Here is a 15457-nt window from a genome sequence, read left to right as displayed (position 1 = left end):
GACTCTCGCTGGCCGGAGCCAATCGCGTGGGGCCGTCGATAGTCAAGTGAGCAGCGACTTTATGTGAGTTGTCGGTGCCGCTTCGTGATGTTCAGGTGCGGACCAGCTGTCCATGGTCCGGCTACGGCTTGCGCCCCACCGCCCCGTACATCGCGATGTCCTCGTCACGGATCGGCTCCGTGTCCGTGCCGTCCGGATGCCACTTGTGGACCTGGACGATCCCGGGGGCGACGAGATCGAGGCCCGCGAAGAACTCGGCGGCCTCCGGGTGGGTGCGCAGCCGCATGGGCATGTCCCGGGCCGCGTACTCACGGGCGACACGACCGACCTCCTCGGGGGCGAACTCGGCGGTGCCGATGGACATCGCCAGGTAGCTGCCGGAGGGGAGCGGTTCGAGGAGCCGGCGGACGATGCTCACGGCGTCGTGCTCGTCCAGCATGAAGTGCACGATCGCGATGACGGTGAGCGCGACCGGCTCGCCGGGATCGAGGGTCTCGCGGAACTGCGGGGAGTCGAGAATGGCCGCCGGGTCGCGCATGTCCGCCTCGACGTACGACGTCCTGCCCTCGGGTGTGCTGTTCAGCAGCCCCTCGGACAGCGCGAGGACCAGGGGGTCGTTGTCGACGTACACGACCCGTGCGGCCGGGGCCGCCGACTGGGCGATCTCATGGATGTTCGGCGAGGTGGGGATGCCGGAGCCGATGTCCAGGAACTGCCGTATCCCCGCCTCCGCGGCGAGCCACCGCACGGCCCGGTTCATCCAGTCGCGGTTGGCCCGCATGTGCACGGGCAGCGCGGGCCACTCGCGGCACATGGCGTCGCCCGCCTCCCGGTCGGCGGGGTAGTGGTCCTTGCCGCCGAGGATGTAGTCGTAGATCCGTGCGGCGTGCGCGGTCTCGGTGTCGATGCGGTCGGTGGGCCGTCCGTTGGCGGGCAATGTGCCCCTCCTGTCGCGTGGAGTACGAGTGCGAGGTTCAACTTCCCATCAAACACAGGGAAGTTGTGCGACATCGCACGTGTCCGGCCGTCCGGCGACCTCATCCGTACGTCAGGTTCGAGCAGGGGTTGTCGTCCGCGGACCGGGCGCCGTCCGCGACCTCCGTGGGTACGGCCGTCGGTGTCGCGGCGGGGGTGGCGGCGTACGACCGGCCGAGCACGACGCTGATCCCGGACCCCGTGACGGACTCCAGCTCGGCACCCGGGAAGGCCTCGGCGACGGTACGGGCCCGGGACAGCTCGCCGGGACCGTACTCGACCGACGTACCGGCGTGGTCCTGGGTGGCCGCCGTCGACGTACCGGTGACCGTGAACCCGTCCGACGCGAGCGTCGCGGCGGCCCGCGCGGCCAGGCCGGTCACCGTGGTGCCGTTGTAGACGGAGACGTCGATGCCGGCCCCGGAGACGGGTGAGGCGGAGGCGGTCGGCACGGCCTTCGTCCTCCCGGTCTTCCCGCCCGCGTTCTTGCCGTCGATCGTCCGGTCCGCCTTCAGCATGGCGAACAGCTCGCTCGCGTCCGGTTGCACGATCGCGACGCGCGACCCCTCGTACCGCCAGGGCACGGTGACGAACTTGGTGTTGTGCAGATCGATGTCCTTCAGCGCCATGGCGAAGGAGATGAGCTTGTCGGCCGTGCCCAGTCCCGGGTCGACGGTCAGGGACTTCGTGGCCGCGTCGGCGAGCGGCAGCAGCCTGGTCGGGGTGAGCCCCCTGCTCTTCACCTCCTTGAGCAGGCCGGCCACGAACGCCTGCTGGCGTTTGATGCGGCCGATGTCGGAGCCGTCCCCGATGCCGTGCCGGATCCGGACGTAGTCCAGCGCCTTCTGCCCGGAGACGGTCTGCTCACCCTTCCTGAAGAGCAGCTTGCCCGGGGTCGTGCGGTGGGGGTTGAGGTCGTTCTGGTAGACGTCCTGGGGCAGGCACACCTTCACCCCGCCCACCACCTCGGTCAGCCGGGCGAAGCCCTTGAAGTCGACGACGACGGTGTGGTCCACGCGCAGCCCGGTGAGCTGCTCGACGGTGTTCTGGGTGCAGGCGGGGTTGCCCTTGGCGGTGTCGCCGACCGAGTAGGCGGCGTTGAACATCGTGTCGGTCTGTGTCTTCGTCCAGCCGCCGGCGGGGAGCTTGCACGGCGGGATGGTCACCAGGGTGTCGCGGGGGATGGAGACCGCGAGGGCGTGCCGGTGGTCGGCGTAGATGTGCAGCAGGAACGTGGTGTCGGAGCGTCCTATGTCGTCCTTGTCACCGCCGCCGAGCTTGTCGTTGCCGCCGGTGCGGGCGTCGGAGCCGATCAGCAGGACGTTCTCGCCCTCCGAGGAGGCCGCGTCCGGGCGGTGGGCGGAGAGACCGCCCGAGTCGAAGGTGCTGATGTCGCCGTCCAGCTTGAGATAGAGCCAGCCGGCGCCTGCCGTCGCGAGCACCAGTACGGAGAGGCAGACCAGCAGCACGACGCGTATCCGACGGCCCCGGCGACGTCCGGCCCGCCGGCGGCCGCTGTGCCGGTGCCGCGGGGGTGCGGGCCTTCGCGTGCTGGTGATCGTCATGCGCGCCCTCTTGCGAATTGCGGGGGTTTGTCATGTTCGCCCTGGGTTGTACAGTTGCGCACCGCAGCAACCGTCATCCGCCGGGCGGCCGGGGCAAGTGTGCTCGACCGACGTAAGAGCGAGTTGAGAAGAACTCCGAAGAACGCGAGAAGAGCGAGAAAGGTCGCGGCCGTGCTCCGTAACGGACTGGAACCCTGGCACCTGCTGATCGTGGCGATAGTCGTCATCGTGTTGTTCGGCTCGAAGAAGCTGCCCGACACGGCACGGGCGCTCGGCAGGTCCATGCGCATCCTCAAGAGCGAGGCGAAGGCGCTGAAGGACGACGAAACGACGGCTACCGAGCCCAACTCCCCCTGAAACACCGGCTGTTCACGCCGCGCACATCAGGTGGCTCGGGGTGGGCAGTCGGTGGTTCAGGGGGAGTCGGTGGTGGAACGGGTTCAGGCGGGCTGTTCCTTGGTGGCGCCCTGGAGCGCCGCCACCCGCGCGGCCTTGCGCCGCTTGCGGCGGCTCACGCGCGGCTCCTGGTCCGGCAGCCAGCCGAAGGCCATGCAACTGCCGACCACACCGAGCAGCAGGCCGATGAAGAAGCCGCCCAGGTTGGACGTGAGCCAGGTGCCCAGGGTGAGCAGCACCCCGGTGATCGAGTAGAAGAGGCGCTGGGCGGGGTTGAACAGGATGAGCAGCCCCAGCACCACCATCAGCGCCGGCAGGAGATAGCCGGCCAGTCCCTGCATGCCGATGTGCAGGACGACCTTCAGCGACACCTTCATGGTGAGCAGGATCTCGGCCCCGCCCAGGGCGAGCAGCAGCCCGCCCCAGTACGGACGATCGGCCCGCCAGTCACGGAAGGCCGACCGCACTCCCCGCTGCGGAGTGTCCGACATCAGCACCCCGAGCTGCTGAAGCTGAGCTTGAGCCCCGGAAGCTTGAACACCGCGGCCGTGGTCGCGTAGTTGGTCTGCCGCAGGTTGGCGATGTGCACGGTGTCGGACTGCTGGCTGAAGACACCGATCGGACCCTTGACCCCGGCCTTGGTGAGCGTGCTGGCGTCGTTGCCGATCTCGATGTTGGTGAAGTCCGCGTCGCCCGACAGCTGGGTCGAGTCGGTGGTCAGGTCGGTCGCCTGCACCTTCTGCGATCCGCTGCCCGCCTTGATGAGCAGGTTGGTGCCGCCGAGGTCGACGCTCTGGCACAGGCTGTCGAGGGTCGCGTTCTTGATAGCGGAGGTCACGACCAGCACCTGCCCGCCGGTGTCACCCTCGTTGGGGCTGCCCGGCGCCATGTTGTCGAGCCCGCCGAACTGCTCGAACCCGGTGCCGTTCAGCTCCTTGGCGGTGACCGTGAACGGCATCCCGGAAATCGCGAACTGCACGCCCAGCGCGCCCTCCGCGGTGAGAACCGCGAGCGTCGCGGCGACCAGCGTGGCCGGCACCGCCATCACGGCGGCCCGGCGGGCCCGGACCCGTCCGCGTCTGACGGGGTCGGGCGAGGAACCGCTTTCCGGGTTCTCGGGGGTGTGGTCGGCGGACGACGAGACGTCCGAGGACGAGGCCATGTGTGCTCCCAGGTGCTTGGAAAGTGCGGTCTGGCATCTCACTGGCACGTTGTCCTGGCGCGGACAGCGCATGCGGCGCGCGACCCCTCACAACTCCCGGCGTACGCAAGGGCTTTCTCGCTACTCCGCAGTAGCCGCTGAGGAAGTTACCCGGGGTTACTTTCGAGGGTCAAGGGAGTTGTGGAAAAAGGGTGTCGGTTGTGTCCCACCTGTGCGTCAAGGAATTCCAGCGTCCCGGCAAAACCATTGAACGATCGTCAACTCCCCTGTTCCTCCTTGACGTTGACTGAGCATCAGGTCTACAACTCTCACTGGTTCACCCGGATCCGTGGCGCCGGATCCGTCACGCGGCACTGCCCGCGTCTCCCGGACGTCCTGTCCGTACCGGGCACCTCCTGTGCCCGCCTCCCTCCCAGGCACCCACACGGTCGCTTCCCCCCTCGGTCCGTGCCGAGTGCCTTTCCGCCCGGTCCGGCCGGAGGCCACCCCACGGTTCTCCGGCCGGTCACCGGCCGGCTGCCGTTGCCGGTCCGTCACGTACGGAGAAGGCGTGACGGGCCGGTGACGGCGGACGCCGCGTCGCGTCCCCCCACCCCTGTAGGACCCCCCACCTCGGAAATGAGGCACACCCGCATGCGTACGCGAACCCTGCTCACCCTCACCGCCGCCCTCGCCGCCTTCACCCTCCCGGCGATCTCCCCGGCGTCGGCCGCCGACAACGTCCTGACCACCGGCTCCGCGGGCGGCGACGCCGTCGCCACCGGCACCACGGTCACCGCACCCCTGGCGAGCGGCACCACGGCGACGCTCTACTCCAGCGACACCGGTACCACCGGCATCACCTGCACCACCTCGCAGTTCACCGCGACGGTCGACAGCAACCCGGCCGCTCCCGGCACGGCCTCGGAGTCCCTCACCGCGCACACCTTCAGCAACTGCACCTCGAACAACGTGGGCGTGCTCGGCGTCACCAGCGTCACGGTCAACAATCTGGGCTACACCACCGCCGTGGCCTCCGGCGGCACCGTCACCGTGACCCCGGGGACCAGCGGGGCCATCCAGACCACCGTCGTGCTCAGGACCCTGCTGGGCAGCGTCACCTGTGTCTACCAGGCGACGAACGGCAGCCTCACCGGCGCGGCCTCCAACGCCGACAACAGCATCCAGTTCACCAACCAGCAGTTCACCCGGAGCTCCGGCTCCTCGCTCTGCCCGAGCGCCGGCTACTGGACCGCGAAGTACGCCCCGGTGGCCACCTCCGACGGTGCGACGGTCTTCGTCAACTGACCTTCGCGCAAACGGCGTTCAGCGTCGACGCAGATGCAGCGCCAGGGCGGCGCCCCCGGTGAGCACCAGCACCGCGGCGGCGCCGCCCGCCACGAGCGGGGCCGAAGGGCCGGAGTCCGCGGTGGGTGTGGAGGCCACGGGAGTGGTGTCCGGGCTCGCCTTCGACGGCGGCGGTGAAGGTGTCGCCGTCCGGGGCTCGGCGCTCGGTGAGGCACTCTTGCGGGCCTTCGCGCCCGCGCCCGCGGTCGTGGAGGGGGAGGGCGAAGGCGTGCTCGGCTCCTTCGTCCTCTCCTTCTCGGCCGCCGGGAACACCACGTCGGAACACGAGTAGTAGGTGTCCGGCGTGCTGCTGTTCTGCCAGATCGTGTACAGCACATGGCGACCGGTGCGGTCGGAGGGCAGCTTCGCCCGCAGCCGGTACGCGCCGCCCGTCAGCGCCGGGTCCTTGACCTCGGCGAAGGGCTGCGAGGGCAGGTCGGACCAGGTGAGCGGCTTCGACGGGTCGTAGCCGGGCTTGGTCAGGAACATCTTGAACGTGCCGGTGTGCGGGATCGTCGAGGCGTACGTCATCGTCATCGAGGCGCCTGGCGTGAGGCGCGTCGACGGCCAGTCGGTGCGGGTCAGGTCGAGCCCCTTGTAGGCCGGCAGGCCGCCGCTGCACAGCTCGCCGTCGGGAACGGTCTGGCGGTCGCGGCCGTTCACGTTCGCGATCCGCAGGTTGTCCCAGGCCGCGAAGGAGCTGCCGTTCGCGGCGACGGCGGCGCGGCAGGCCGCCGTACCCGCCCGCTCGCCGCCGTCGGGGGAGCAGGCATAGGCACGGCTCACCGGATCCGTCGGCGCGCCGTGCGCCTGCGCCGGACCCGCCGCCCAGACGGTGAGCAGCAGCGGGGCGGCGGCGGTGGCCGCCAGAACGGTGCGGTATGCGGTCATCCGGGGCATCCGGAACGTCTCCTCGGCCGACACGGGAACGGTTTGCTCCCGTGCAGTACGGAAATCGGGCCCGGCGCGTTCAGTGCGGGACAGCGGGGGTGAAAGGGTCCATTCCCTCCCAACTCCCCGACGACAAGGGTGGGTTTCCCGCCGGATCGAGGGTTTCCCCTGTATTCACATGACCTGCCCTTTGCCTATCGTTCGACCACAGCCGACCCACAGGTAACCCCTTCAACGATCGGCACCGCGCTCGGCCGGCCACCGCGCCGCTTTTCGATCTACCCCCCGCCGCTTCACCGACGAAGCGATCAGACCGCCGCTCCGCCCTGCCCGGAGACGGCTACGAAAGGCAAGCCCTTGCGTACCTCCCCCTCCCTGCGACGGAAGACGATCTCCGTCGCCGCGGTCTCCGCCGCGCTGTTCACGGCGGCCACCGCCACGGTGGCCACGGCCCAGGAGGCCGCCGCCCCGAAGGCAGCCGCCGTCCCCACCGCGCAGACCGAGGCCGCCCCCGGCATCACGGCCGAGCGCCTCATCGTCGGCTACAAGTCCGGTGCCACCGAGGCCAAGTCGAACAAGGCCGCCGAGGCCGACGCCGCCGCCAAGGGCAAGGAGGCCGGCGAGGACCTCGACTTCCAGCGCCGTCTGGGCACCGGTGCCGCCCTCGTCGACCTGGGCTCCGACCTGACCCGCACCGATGTCGCCGACGTGGTCGCCGAGTACAAGGCCGACCCGCAGGTCGCCTACGTCGTACCGGACCGCCTGAACACACCGCAGGCCGACCCGAACGACACCGAGTACGCCAAGCAGTGGGACCTGTTCGAGTCCACGGCCGGTATGAACGTCCCCGGTGCCTGGAGCACCACCACCGGCTCCGGCGTCACCGTCGCCGTCATCGACACCGGCTACGTCGCCCACACCGACCTCGCCGCGAACATCGTCGCCGGCTACGACTTCATCGCCGACACCGCGGTCTCCGTCGACGGCAACGGCCGTGACAACAACCCGGCCGACCCGGGCGACTACTACGCGGCCAACGAGTGCGGCTCCGGCATCCCGGCGTCCAACTCCTCCTGGCACGGCACACACGTGGCCGGCACCATCGCCGCGGTCACCAACAACAGCAAGGGCATCGCGGGCATCGCCTACGGCGCGAAGATCTCCCCGGTGCGCGTGCTCGGCAAGTGCGGCGGCTACGACTCCGACATCATCGACGCCATCACCTGGTCGTCCGGCGGCACCGTCTCCGGTGTGCCCGCCAACACCAATGTCGCCAAGGTCATCAACATGAGCCTCGGTGGCGACGGTGCCTGCACCACCGCGACCCAGACGGCGATCAACAACGCCGTCAGCCGTGGCACCGTCATCGCCGTCGCCGCGGGCAACGACAACGACAACGTCGCGAACCACTCGCCGGGCAACTGCAACAACGTCATATCCGTCGCCGCGACCAACCGGACCGGCGCCAAGGCGTCGTACTCCAACTACGGTTCGCTCGTCGACATCTCGGCCCCCGGCGGCCAGACCAGCACCGGCACCGCCAACGGCATCCTGTCGACGCTGAACTCCGGCGCCACCACCGCCTCCACCGAGAACTACGCCTACTACCAGGGCACCAGCATGGCCACCCCGCACATCGCGGGCCTCGCCGCGCTGCTGAAGTCGGCCAACTCCTCGCTGACCCCGGCCCAGATCGAGACCGCCATCAAGAACAACGCCCGTGCCCTGCCGGGTGCCTGCTCGGGCGGCTGCGGCGCGGGTCTCGCGGACGCGGCGAAGACGGTCGCGGCCGTGAGCGGCGGTACGAGCACGGGGACGACGTTTTTTAATACCACCGCCGCGTCCATCCCGGACAACGGCTCGGCGATCGAGTCCTCCATCGCGGTCACCGGCCGCACCGGCAACGCCCCCTCGGCGCTCCAGGTCGCGGTGGACATCACCCACACCTACCGCGGTGACCTGGTGGTCAGCCTCGTCGCCCCGGACGGCACGGTGTACACCCTGAAGGCCGCCAGCTCCTCGGACTCCGCGGACAACGTCAACACCACCTACACGGTGAACGCTTCGAGCGAGACGGCCAACGGCACCTGGAAGCTGCGTGTCCAGGACACGGCCGCGCAGGACACGGGCACGCTCAACAGCTGGAAGCTGACCTTCTGACCTTCTCGGTCTCGAACTTCTGAGCACGCCTTGAGCAGGCGGGCCGGCCGGTGCGGATGGGGCACCGGCCGGCCCGCCTTTTGTACCGCCCGCCCTGTTTCTCCCGCCGGCGCCTGCGATACGCGCACAAGTGATCTACAAGTTGTGGGAGGCCTGGAAACTGGACGGAGTTGGGGTGTCCGGTGATGGCCGTCGGACGGTGAGATATCGTGTACAGGGAGTAAGAAACAAACGGCATGGCCTGTTCTTTTCAGGGCATGCGCTCTCGCCCCCAGGAGAGACCCGCCTATGGCCAGGCAGTTACGAGCCGAACAGACTCGCGCGGCGATCATCGCAGCCGCCGCCGACCTGTTCGACCGGCGCGGATACGAGTCGACGAGTCTCAGCGACATCGTCGATCACGCCCAAGTCACGAAGGGCGCACTCTACTTCCACTTCGCGGCGAAGCAGGATCTCGCTCACGCCATCATGGAGATCCAGTTCAGAAACCTGGACCGGCTCACCGAGGAGATGGACAGCCGCGGCTGCACCGCGCTCGAGGCCCTGATCCGCTCCACGTTCGGCATGGCGCGACTGTCCCTGGAGGGACCGCTGCCGAGCGCCGGGCTCCGGCTCGCCACCGGCGGCCTGGAGCTGCCGCCCGAACTTCCGCACCCCTTCACCCAGTGCCTGGGCATCGCCACCCGCAGACTCCACGACGCGGTCAACGAAGCCGACCTCCATCCGGACATCGATGTCGACGCCGCCGCGCACTCCCTCGTCGCGTCCCTCGTCGGCACCCGGGTCGTGGGCCACTCCCTCGAACCCGTCACCCGCCACCCCCGCCGACTGGCCGGCCTGTGGCACATCCTCATCCGCGGCATGGTGCCGGTGCCCCGCCGCGCCCGCTATCTGAGCCTCGTCACCCACCTGGAGCGGGAGCTCAGAACCACGTGATCCGCGCGGTACCGTGGCGCCCATGCCCGACACCCCGCCCGTGATCCTCGGCTCCGAACCCGGCTCGTTCCCGCACAGCGTGCTCGCCGAGCGGCATCCCGCGATCATCCGGCAGGTCCGCGAGGCCTTCCCCTACGGCCCCGAGCAGCACCGCGCCCTCGACGCGCTGCTGGAGAACTGCACCAAGGGCGTCATCGAACCGCTCCCCACCGCCGCGCCGGACCGCGCCGCATGGGCGGCCTGGGGAGCGGACGAGTACACCGGCCGCTCCTGGTTCGACGTGCCGTGGCTCTGGTCGGAGAGCTGGTTCTACCGCCAACTCCTCGAAGCCGTCGGCTACTTCGGCCCCGGCGCCTGGCAGGGCATCGATCCCTTCCGCCCCTTCAAGCTCGCCGAGCTCGAATCCCCGGAGACCGACGAGGAACTGGCCGCTCTCGACGCCCTCGACGGCCGGCCCGCCGACGAACAGGCGGCGGCCCTGCTGCACGGCTCCCTGTGGGGCAACCGCGCGGACCTCGGCTTCCGGCTGTCCGACGCCGACGCCGAGGGCCGGGCCGCCGTCCCCGGCCTGGTCGCCGACGACAGCGCCGCCCTGTGGTCGCTCCTCGACGGCGCGGACACCCTCTGTCTCGTCGCCGACAACGCGGGCCGCGAACTCGTCCCGGACCTGCTCCTGATCGCCCACCTCCTCGCCCAGGGACGGGTCCGGCGGGCGATCCTGCACGTCAAGCCGTATCCGTACTACGTCTCCGACGCCACGACCGCCGATGTGGTCGACGCAGTGCGCCGACTGACCCGAGCACCGGGCGCGGCGGCCGACCACGGGCGTGCTCTGTGGTCGGCGATGGCCGACGGCAGCCTCACCGTGCGCGCCCACCCCTTCTCCTGCGCCCCGCTGCCGTACGAGGCGATGCCGGACGACCTTCGGGCCGAGTTCGCCGCAGCCGCGCTGACCGTCGTCAAGGGCGACCTCAACTACCGCCGCCTGGTGGGGGACCGGATGTGGCCGCCCACGACACCCTTCGCCGGTGTCACGGCGTATTTCCCGGGCCCGGTGGCCGCTCTGCGCACCCTGAAGTCCGACGTGATCACCGGCCTCGCCCCCGCGACGGAGACCGCGCTGGTGGCGGCGGAGGGACAGCGCTGGCGGACCGGGGGCACGCATGCGCTGATCCAGGTGCGAGGGCTCAAATAGCCCGCACGGGCAGGGATTTGAGTCCGTTGATGAAGTTCGACACCAGCCGTCTCGCCGGTCCCGCCGTCCGCAGGACCGGCAGCACCCGCAACGCCTCCGCGTAGAGCACCCGCAACTGCAGCCGGGCGAAGTGCGCGCCCAGGCAGACGTGCGGTCCGTCCCCGAAGGACAGGTGCGGATTCGGTGTACGCGACAGATCCAGCCGGTCCGGGTCCTCGAAGACCCGCTCGTCGCGGTTGGCGGAGGCGTGGAAGACCACCACTTTCTCGCCCGCGCGGATCCGCCGCCCCGCCAGCTCGGTGTCCTGCGTGGCGGTGCGGCGGAAGGTGAGCACGGGCGGGTGCCAGCGCAGCAACTCGTCGACGGCGGTGGTGAGTTCGTGGCTGCCGACGCGCAGTCGTTCGTACGACTCCGGGTGCTCGGCCAGGGTGAGCAGTCCGCCGGGTGCCGCGCTGCGGACGGTGTCGTTGCCGGCGACGGTGAGCAGGAAGAAGAACATCTCCAGCTCGGCGTCGGCGAGTTCGGCGTCGTGCGCGAGCGTGGTCATCACGTCGTCGGCGGGGTAGCGCCGCTTGTAGGCGGCGAGTTGGCGGGCGTACGCGAACATGTCCTTGAGCAGCGCGGGCGACCGGGGGTTCACCGGCTTGCCCGCCGCGTCCAGCACCGGGACGCCGGCCTCGTCGGGGTCCTGGTAGCCGATGACCCGCTGCGTCCAGTGCAGCAGCAGCCCGCGCTCCGTCTTCGGGACGCCGAGCAGATCGGCCAGGTTGAGCAGGGCGTAGTCGTCGGTCACCGCCGCGACGAGGTCGACGGTGCCGTCCCCGGCGCGGGCCGTCTCCAGAGCGTGGGCGAACAGCGTCCGGGCCCGCTCCTCGGCGACCTGCGTGAACCGGCCGATACGCCCCGGCGTGAACGCCCGGCTGACCAGCCGCCGCAACCTCCCGTGCTGCGGCGGGTCCTGATTGAGCATCATGCGCCGGATGAACGGCAGGTCCTCCGGATCGGGATCGCGGATCTGGGTCGCGCCCAGGGACGACGAGTACGTCGCCGAGTCCTTGAGCACCCGGGCGACATCCGCGTGCCGCGTCACCGCCCAGAACCCGGGCCCGGCCGGCCACCCCAGCACCTCGGGCTCGTCCTGCCGCACCACCGGGTGGCGGTCGCGCAGCACGCGATAGGCGTCGTACGGCACACCGTCGGCGTACCGTCGCGGATCGAACACGTCGAGCCCGGCCAGGGTAGGGGTCATGCGACCACGGTGACCCGGGAGGAGACGCGCGGCAAGGCGGCGTACGGGTGCATGGCCGCGGGTGGCGCTTTGTTGGCTTGCTTTTGTGTAGTGATCATGCCAAGCGGGGCGACATCATGCCCGAATGGCGTCACGTCCATGGTGTTCGGGAAGAGGAAAGGCGGCGGCCGCCGCGATCGCCCTCGCGGTCGCGCTCACGGCCTGCGGCGACGACAACGACAACGACTCCACGTCCTCGGACGGCGGGCGGCGCACGGTCACCGTGGCCGCGCTGCCCCTGGTCGACTGCGCCATGCTCTACATCGCGCGGGACCGGGGCCTGTTCGAGAAGGAGGGCCTGGACGTCCGCGTCCAGCAGATCCAGCAGAGCCTCCAGGCGCTGCCGCCCCTGTCCAAGGGGCAGATCGACATGGTCGCGAGCGCGAACTACGTCACCTACTTCCAGGCCCACGAGAAGGGCACCCTCGACATCCGTATCGTCGCCGAGTCGATCAGGGCCGCGCCGAAGATGATGGACGTGCTGGTGCCGAACGACTCCGACATCAAGTCCGTCGCCGACCTCACGGGCCGCAAACTCGCCGTCAACGTCCTCAACAACGTCCAGACGCTGACCTTCAACGAGATCCTCGCGGAACAGGGCGCCCCCGGTGAGCCCGACTACCGGCAGATCCCCTTCCCGCAGATGGGCGCCGCCCTGGACAAGGGACAGGTCGACGCCGTGCACGCCGTCGAGCCCTACGACAGCGCCATCCAGGACGAGTTGGGGGCCCGGGTCCTCGTGGACGGGGCGTCCGCGCCGGTCGAGTCCATCCCGCTCAGCGGATACATCACCACCCAGAGGTACGCCTCGAAGAACGCCGAGGCGCTGGCCGCGTTCCAACGGGCCCTCAAGGCGGCCGTGAAGATCGCCGAGGCGGACCCCGGGGCCGTGCGCGAGGTGCTGCCGACCTACACCAAGGTGACCGAGCAACAGGCCGAGTCGATGGACCTGCCGCTCTTCCCGGCGACCATGGACGCGGCACAGATCGCCCGGCTCACCGAACTGATGAGGAAACAAGGGATGTTGAGCAAGCTGATCGATCCGGCGACGTTGCTGGTGCGGTGAAGCGGACAGGGCGGCTGCGGGAGTGGTGGCTGGGCGTTCTCGGCGTGCTGCTCGCCTTCGGGGTGTGCGAGGCGGTGAGCCGCGCCGGGGTCGTCCGCCGCAGCTACTTCCCGCCGGCCTCCGAAGTCCTCGGCAGAGCAGTGGAGTTGGCGGGCGACGGCGCGTTCCTGGACGGAGTCGGCGCCACTCTGCGGGCCTGGGCGCTCGGACTCGGACTGGCCTGCGCCATCGCCGTCCCGCTCGGCCTGCTCTTCGGCAGCGTGCCCGTCGTCGACGCCGCCGTACGCGCGATCGTGGAGTTCCTGCGGCCGCTGCCGTCCGTGGCGCTGATCCCGCTGGTCTCCCTGCTGCTCGGCTCGGGCACGGAGACCAAGGTCGCGCTCGTCACCTACGCCTCCGTGTGGCCGATCCTCTTCAACACCGTCTACGGCCTCGGCGAGACCGACCCCCTCGCCAAGGAGACCCTGCGCGCCTTCGGCTTCGGCCGTCTGTCGGTCCTCCTGCGCGTCGAACTCCCCGGCACGGCCCCCTTCATCGCCGCCGGCATCCGCATCTCGGCCGCCGTCGCCCTCATCCTCGCCGTCGCCACGGAGATCCTCGCCGGCTTCGGCGAGGGCCTCGGCATCTACATCGCCCAGGCAGGCCTCGCCACCGACGGCACCCGCGACGTCCTCGCCGGCGTGGTCTGGGCAGGGACCCTCGGGCTCGTCATCAACGGGGTGCTGGTGTGGGCGGAACGAAGGCTGTTCCCGTGGACACCGGCGCACCGGGGGGCCGGGGTGGCGTCATGAAGCGGCATGGCGCCGGTCCACTGCCTGTGGGGCCACGCTTGCCACGCTCCACCCGCCGCAGGCCACCGGATGGCACGGCCGGGCCCCGGTCCTCGAAAACGGCGCTGCGCCGGCGCCCCCCGACCGGCCTGCGGCACGCCCTTCTGCGCTGGCTGGTTCTCGCCGTCGCCGTGGCCCTCTGGGAGGTGACCGCCCGGGCGCACGGCAGCGTCTACTTCCCGCCGCCCGGACGTATCGCACGCCACGTGCACGAGCTGTGGTTCTCCGGTCCCCTCCGCCACGCGTTCCTCTCCGAGGCCGCCGTCGCCGACATCCTGCCCAGCCTCGGCCGGATGGGCGCCGGGTTCGGGCTCGCCGCCGTCGCCGGGATCGCGCTCGGCGTCGCGGTCGGCCGCTCGCGGCGCGCGTACGCCCTGTGCAACCCCGTCCTCCAGTTCGCCCGCGCCGTCCCGCCACCCGCGCTGGTCCCGGTCTTCGTCGTGGTCCTCGACTTCGGTACGCCGATGCAGATCGCGTCGATCGCCTTCAGCGCCGTCTGGCCGGTCCTCATCAACACCGCCGAAGGCGCCCGCAACACCGACCCGCTGCGCCTCGACGTCGCCGCCGTGCTCCGGCTGAACCCCCTCGAACGGCTCCGCTTCCTCATCCTCCCCTCCGCGCTGCCCCGCATCTTCGCGGGCCTGAGACTGAGCCTCTCCCTCTCCCTGATCCTCATGGTCTTCTCGGAACTGCTCCCGGGCACCGCCAACGGCATCGGCTTCACCCTCACCGACGCCCAGACCCGCTCCGACCTGCTCACCGTCTGGGCGGCCCTGGTCCTGCTCGGCGCCCTCGGCCATCTGCTCAACACCGGCCTGCTGGCGATCGAGAGACGCCTCGTCGGCGGCGGGAGGACGACCGCATGACCCCTACCGAGCCACCCCACGACCCCCGGGCCAGGTGACACCCGCACATGCTCCGCCTCGACGCGGTCGGCCAGTACTACGGCGACCACCCGGTCCTCACCGACCTCACCCTCACCGTCCCCGACGGTCAACTCCTGTGCGTGGTCGGCCCGTCCGGCTGCGGCAAGTCCACCCTCCTGCGCACCGTCGCCGGACTGCTGCCCGCCCGCGAGGGCACGGTCACCGTCGACGGCACCCCCGTCACCGGTGTACCCGACCGGCTCGCGGTCGTCTTCCAGGACTACGGCCGCTCGCTCTACCCCTGGCTCACCGTCCGCGACAACGTCGCCCTCCCGCTGCGCCGCCGCGGCCTCCGCCGGGCCGAGCGACGTGCCGAGGCCGCACGCATCCTGGAACGCGTCGGCCTCGACGGCGCCGCCGGACGCCACCCCTGGCAGCTCTCCGGCGGCATGCAGCAGCGCGTCGCCATCGCCCGCGCCCTGGTCTGCCGCCCCTCGCTGCTGCTCATGGACGAACCCTTCGGCTCCCTGGACGCCCAGACCCGCGAGGATCTGGAGGACCTCCTGCTGGAGGTGCACCGCACCGACGGCACGACCATCGTGTTCGTCACCCACGACATCGACGAGAGCGTCTACGTCGGCGACCGCGTCGTCGTCCTGTCCCCGGGCCCCGGCTCCCGCGTCGTCCTCGACCTGCCGGTCGAACTGCCGGGCAAGCGCGAGCAGATCGGGACCCGGGGACTCCCGGAGTTCGTGGCGCTCAGAGCGGAGGTCGGACGGGCGGTACGGGGCACCTAGAAGC

General features: G+C 70.4%; 15 protein-coding genes. 9 read left to right on the top strand and 6 right to left on the bottom strand.

Translation table 11 applies throughout. The annotated features are described in order from the left end of the window. Nucleotides 1-121: 121 nt before the first annotated feature. Nucleotides 122-937: an SAM-dependent methyltransferase gene (locus ACFY0U_RS07175; RefSeq protein WP_388631488.1), complete on the bottom strand. Its 816-nt coding sequence runs from the start codon at nt 935-937 to the stop codon at nt 122-124. Nucleotides 938-1037: 100 nt separating this feature from the next. Further along, the gene (locus ACFY0U_RS07170) at nt 1038-2540 is read right to left on the bottom strand and encodes an LCP family protein (RefSeq protein WP_388631485.1); all 1503 of its coding nucleotides are present in this window, start codon (nt 2538-2540) and stop codon (nt 1038-1040) included. A 171-nt stretch (nt 2541-2711) separates the two neighbouring features. Between ACFY0U_RS07170 and tatA the strand changes: the two genes are divergently transcribed. Continuing rightward, entirely contained in the window at nt 2712-2897 is a 186-nt protein-coding gene (gene tatA / locus ACFY0U_RS07165; RefSeq protein WP_388631482.1) for a Sec-independent protein translocase subunit TatA, read from the top strand. An 83-nt stretch (nt 2898-2980) separates the two neighbouring features. Here tatA and ACFY0U_RS07160 read toward each other — a convergent pair whose 3' ends face one another. Both ACFY0U_RS07160 and ACFY0U_RS07155 read right to left on the bottom strand, forming a co-directional pair. After that, the gene (locus tag ACFY0U_RS07160; RefSeq protein ID WP_388631479.1) at nt 2981-3427 is read right to left on the bottom strand and encodes a DUF6114 domain-containing protein; all 447 of its coding nucleotides are present in this window, start codon (nt 3425-3427) and stop codon (nt 2981-2983) included. Further along, nucleotides 3427-4098 (bottom strand): DUF6230 family protein, encoded by a 672-nt coding sequence (locus ACFY0U_RS07155; protein WP_388631477.1) that lies wholly within the window; start codon nt 4096-4098, stop codon nt 3427-3429. Before ACFY0U_RS07155 ends, ACFY0U_RS07160 begins: the two co-directional genes overlap by 1 nt. A gap of 633 nt (nt 4099-4731) precedes the next feature. Between ACFY0U_RS07155 and ACFY0U_RS07150 the strand changes: the two genes are divergently transcribed. Next, a complete protein-coding gene (locus tag ACFY0U_RS07150; protein WP_388631474.1) occupies nt 4732-5385 on the top strand; it encodes a Tat pathway signal sequence domain protein in 654 nt (217 codons plus the stop codon). 18 nt (nt 5386-5403) lie between these two features. Here the strand turns inward: ACFY0U_RS07150 and ACFY0U_RS07145 are convergent, their stop codons facing one another. Next, nucleotides 5404-6324 (bottom strand): lytic polysaccharide monooxygenase, encoded by a 921-nt coding sequence (locus ACFY0U_RS07145; protein ID WP_388631472.1) that lies wholly within the window; start codon nt 6322-6324, stop codon nt 5404-5406. Between the two features lie 348 nt (nt 6325-6672). Between ACFY0U_RS07145 and ACFY0U_RS07140 the strand changes: the two genes are divergently transcribed. The 3 genes from ACFY0U_RS07140 (at nt 6673) to ACFY0U_RS07130 (ending at nt 10606) form a co-directional block, all read left to right on the top strand. Further along, nucleotides 6673-8475 (top strand): S8 family serine peptidase, encoded by a 1803-nt coding sequence (locus ACFY0U_RS07140; protein WP_388631470.1) that lies wholly within the window; start codon nt 6673-6675, stop codon nt 8473-8475. A gap of 288 nt (nt 8476-8763) precedes the next feature. Further along, nucleotides 8764-9411 (top strand): ScbR family autoregulator-binding transcription factor, encoded by a 648-nt coding sequence (locus tag ACFY0U_RS07135; protein WP_388631467.1) that lies wholly within the window; start codon nt 8764-8766, stop codon nt 9409-9411. 22 nt (nt 9412-9433) lie between these two features. Beyond that, nucleotides 9434-10606, top strand: coding sequence for a damage-control phosphatase ARMT1 family protein (locus ACFY0U_RS07130; protein ID WP_388631464.1), 1173 nt, complete (start codon nt 9434-9436; stop codon nt 10604-10606). Here ACFY0U_RS07130 and ACFY0U_RS07125 read toward each other — a convergent pair. Beyond that, entirely contained in the window at nt 10599-11855 is a 1257-nt protein-coding gene (locus ACFY0U_RS07125) for a cytochrome P450 (RefSeq protein WP_388631461.1), read from the bottom strand. The genes ACFY0U_RS07130 and ACFY0U_RS07125 overlap by 8 nt on opposite strands. A 124-nt stretch (nt 11856-11979) precedes the next feature. Here ACFY0U_RS07125 and ACFY0U_RS07120 point away from each other — a divergent pair, with 124 nt between their 5' ends. From ACFY0U_RS07120 to ACFY0U_RS07105, 4 genes are read left to right on the top strand one after another with little or no spacing between them, the layout of a single operon-like run. Next, the gene (locus ACFY0U_RS07120) at nt 11980-12960 is read left to right on the top strand and encodes an ABC transporter substrate-binding protein (protein WP_388631458.1); all 981 of its coding nucleotides are present in this window, start codon (nt 11980-11982) and stop codon (nt 12958-12960) included. Next, nucleotides 12957-13751, top strand: a complete 795-nt coding sequence (locus ACFY0U_RS07115; RefSeq protein ID WP_388631455.1) for an ABC transporter permease — start codon at nt 12957-12959, stop codon at nt 13749-13751. Before ACFY0U_RS07120 ends, ACFY0U_RS07115 begins: the two co-directional genes overlap by 4 nt. Before the next feature lie 38 nt (nt 13752-13789). After that, nucleotides 13790-14656: an ABC transporter permease gene (locus tag ACFY0U_RS07110; protein WP_388631452.1), complete on the top strand. Its 867-nt coding sequence runs from the start codon at nt 13790-13792 to the stop codon at nt 14654-14656. A gap of 47 nt (nt 14657-14703) precedes the next feature. Next, nucleotides 14704-15453, top strand: a complete 750-nt coding sequence (locus ACFY0U_RS07105; RefSeq protein WP_388631449.1) for an ABC transporter ATP-binding protein — start codon at nt 14704-14706, stop codon at nt 15451-15453. Nucleotides 15454-15457: the final 4 nt, after the last annotated feature.

Origin of the sequence: Streptomyces sp. NPDC001536, assembly GCF_042894505.1 — a bacterium.
In the GTDB taxonomy this organism is placed as follows: domain Bacteria; phylum Actinomycetota; class Actinomycetes; order Streptomycetales; family Streptomycetaceae; genus Streptomyces.
This window is presented reverse-complemented; position numbering and strand designations above follow the sequence as displayed.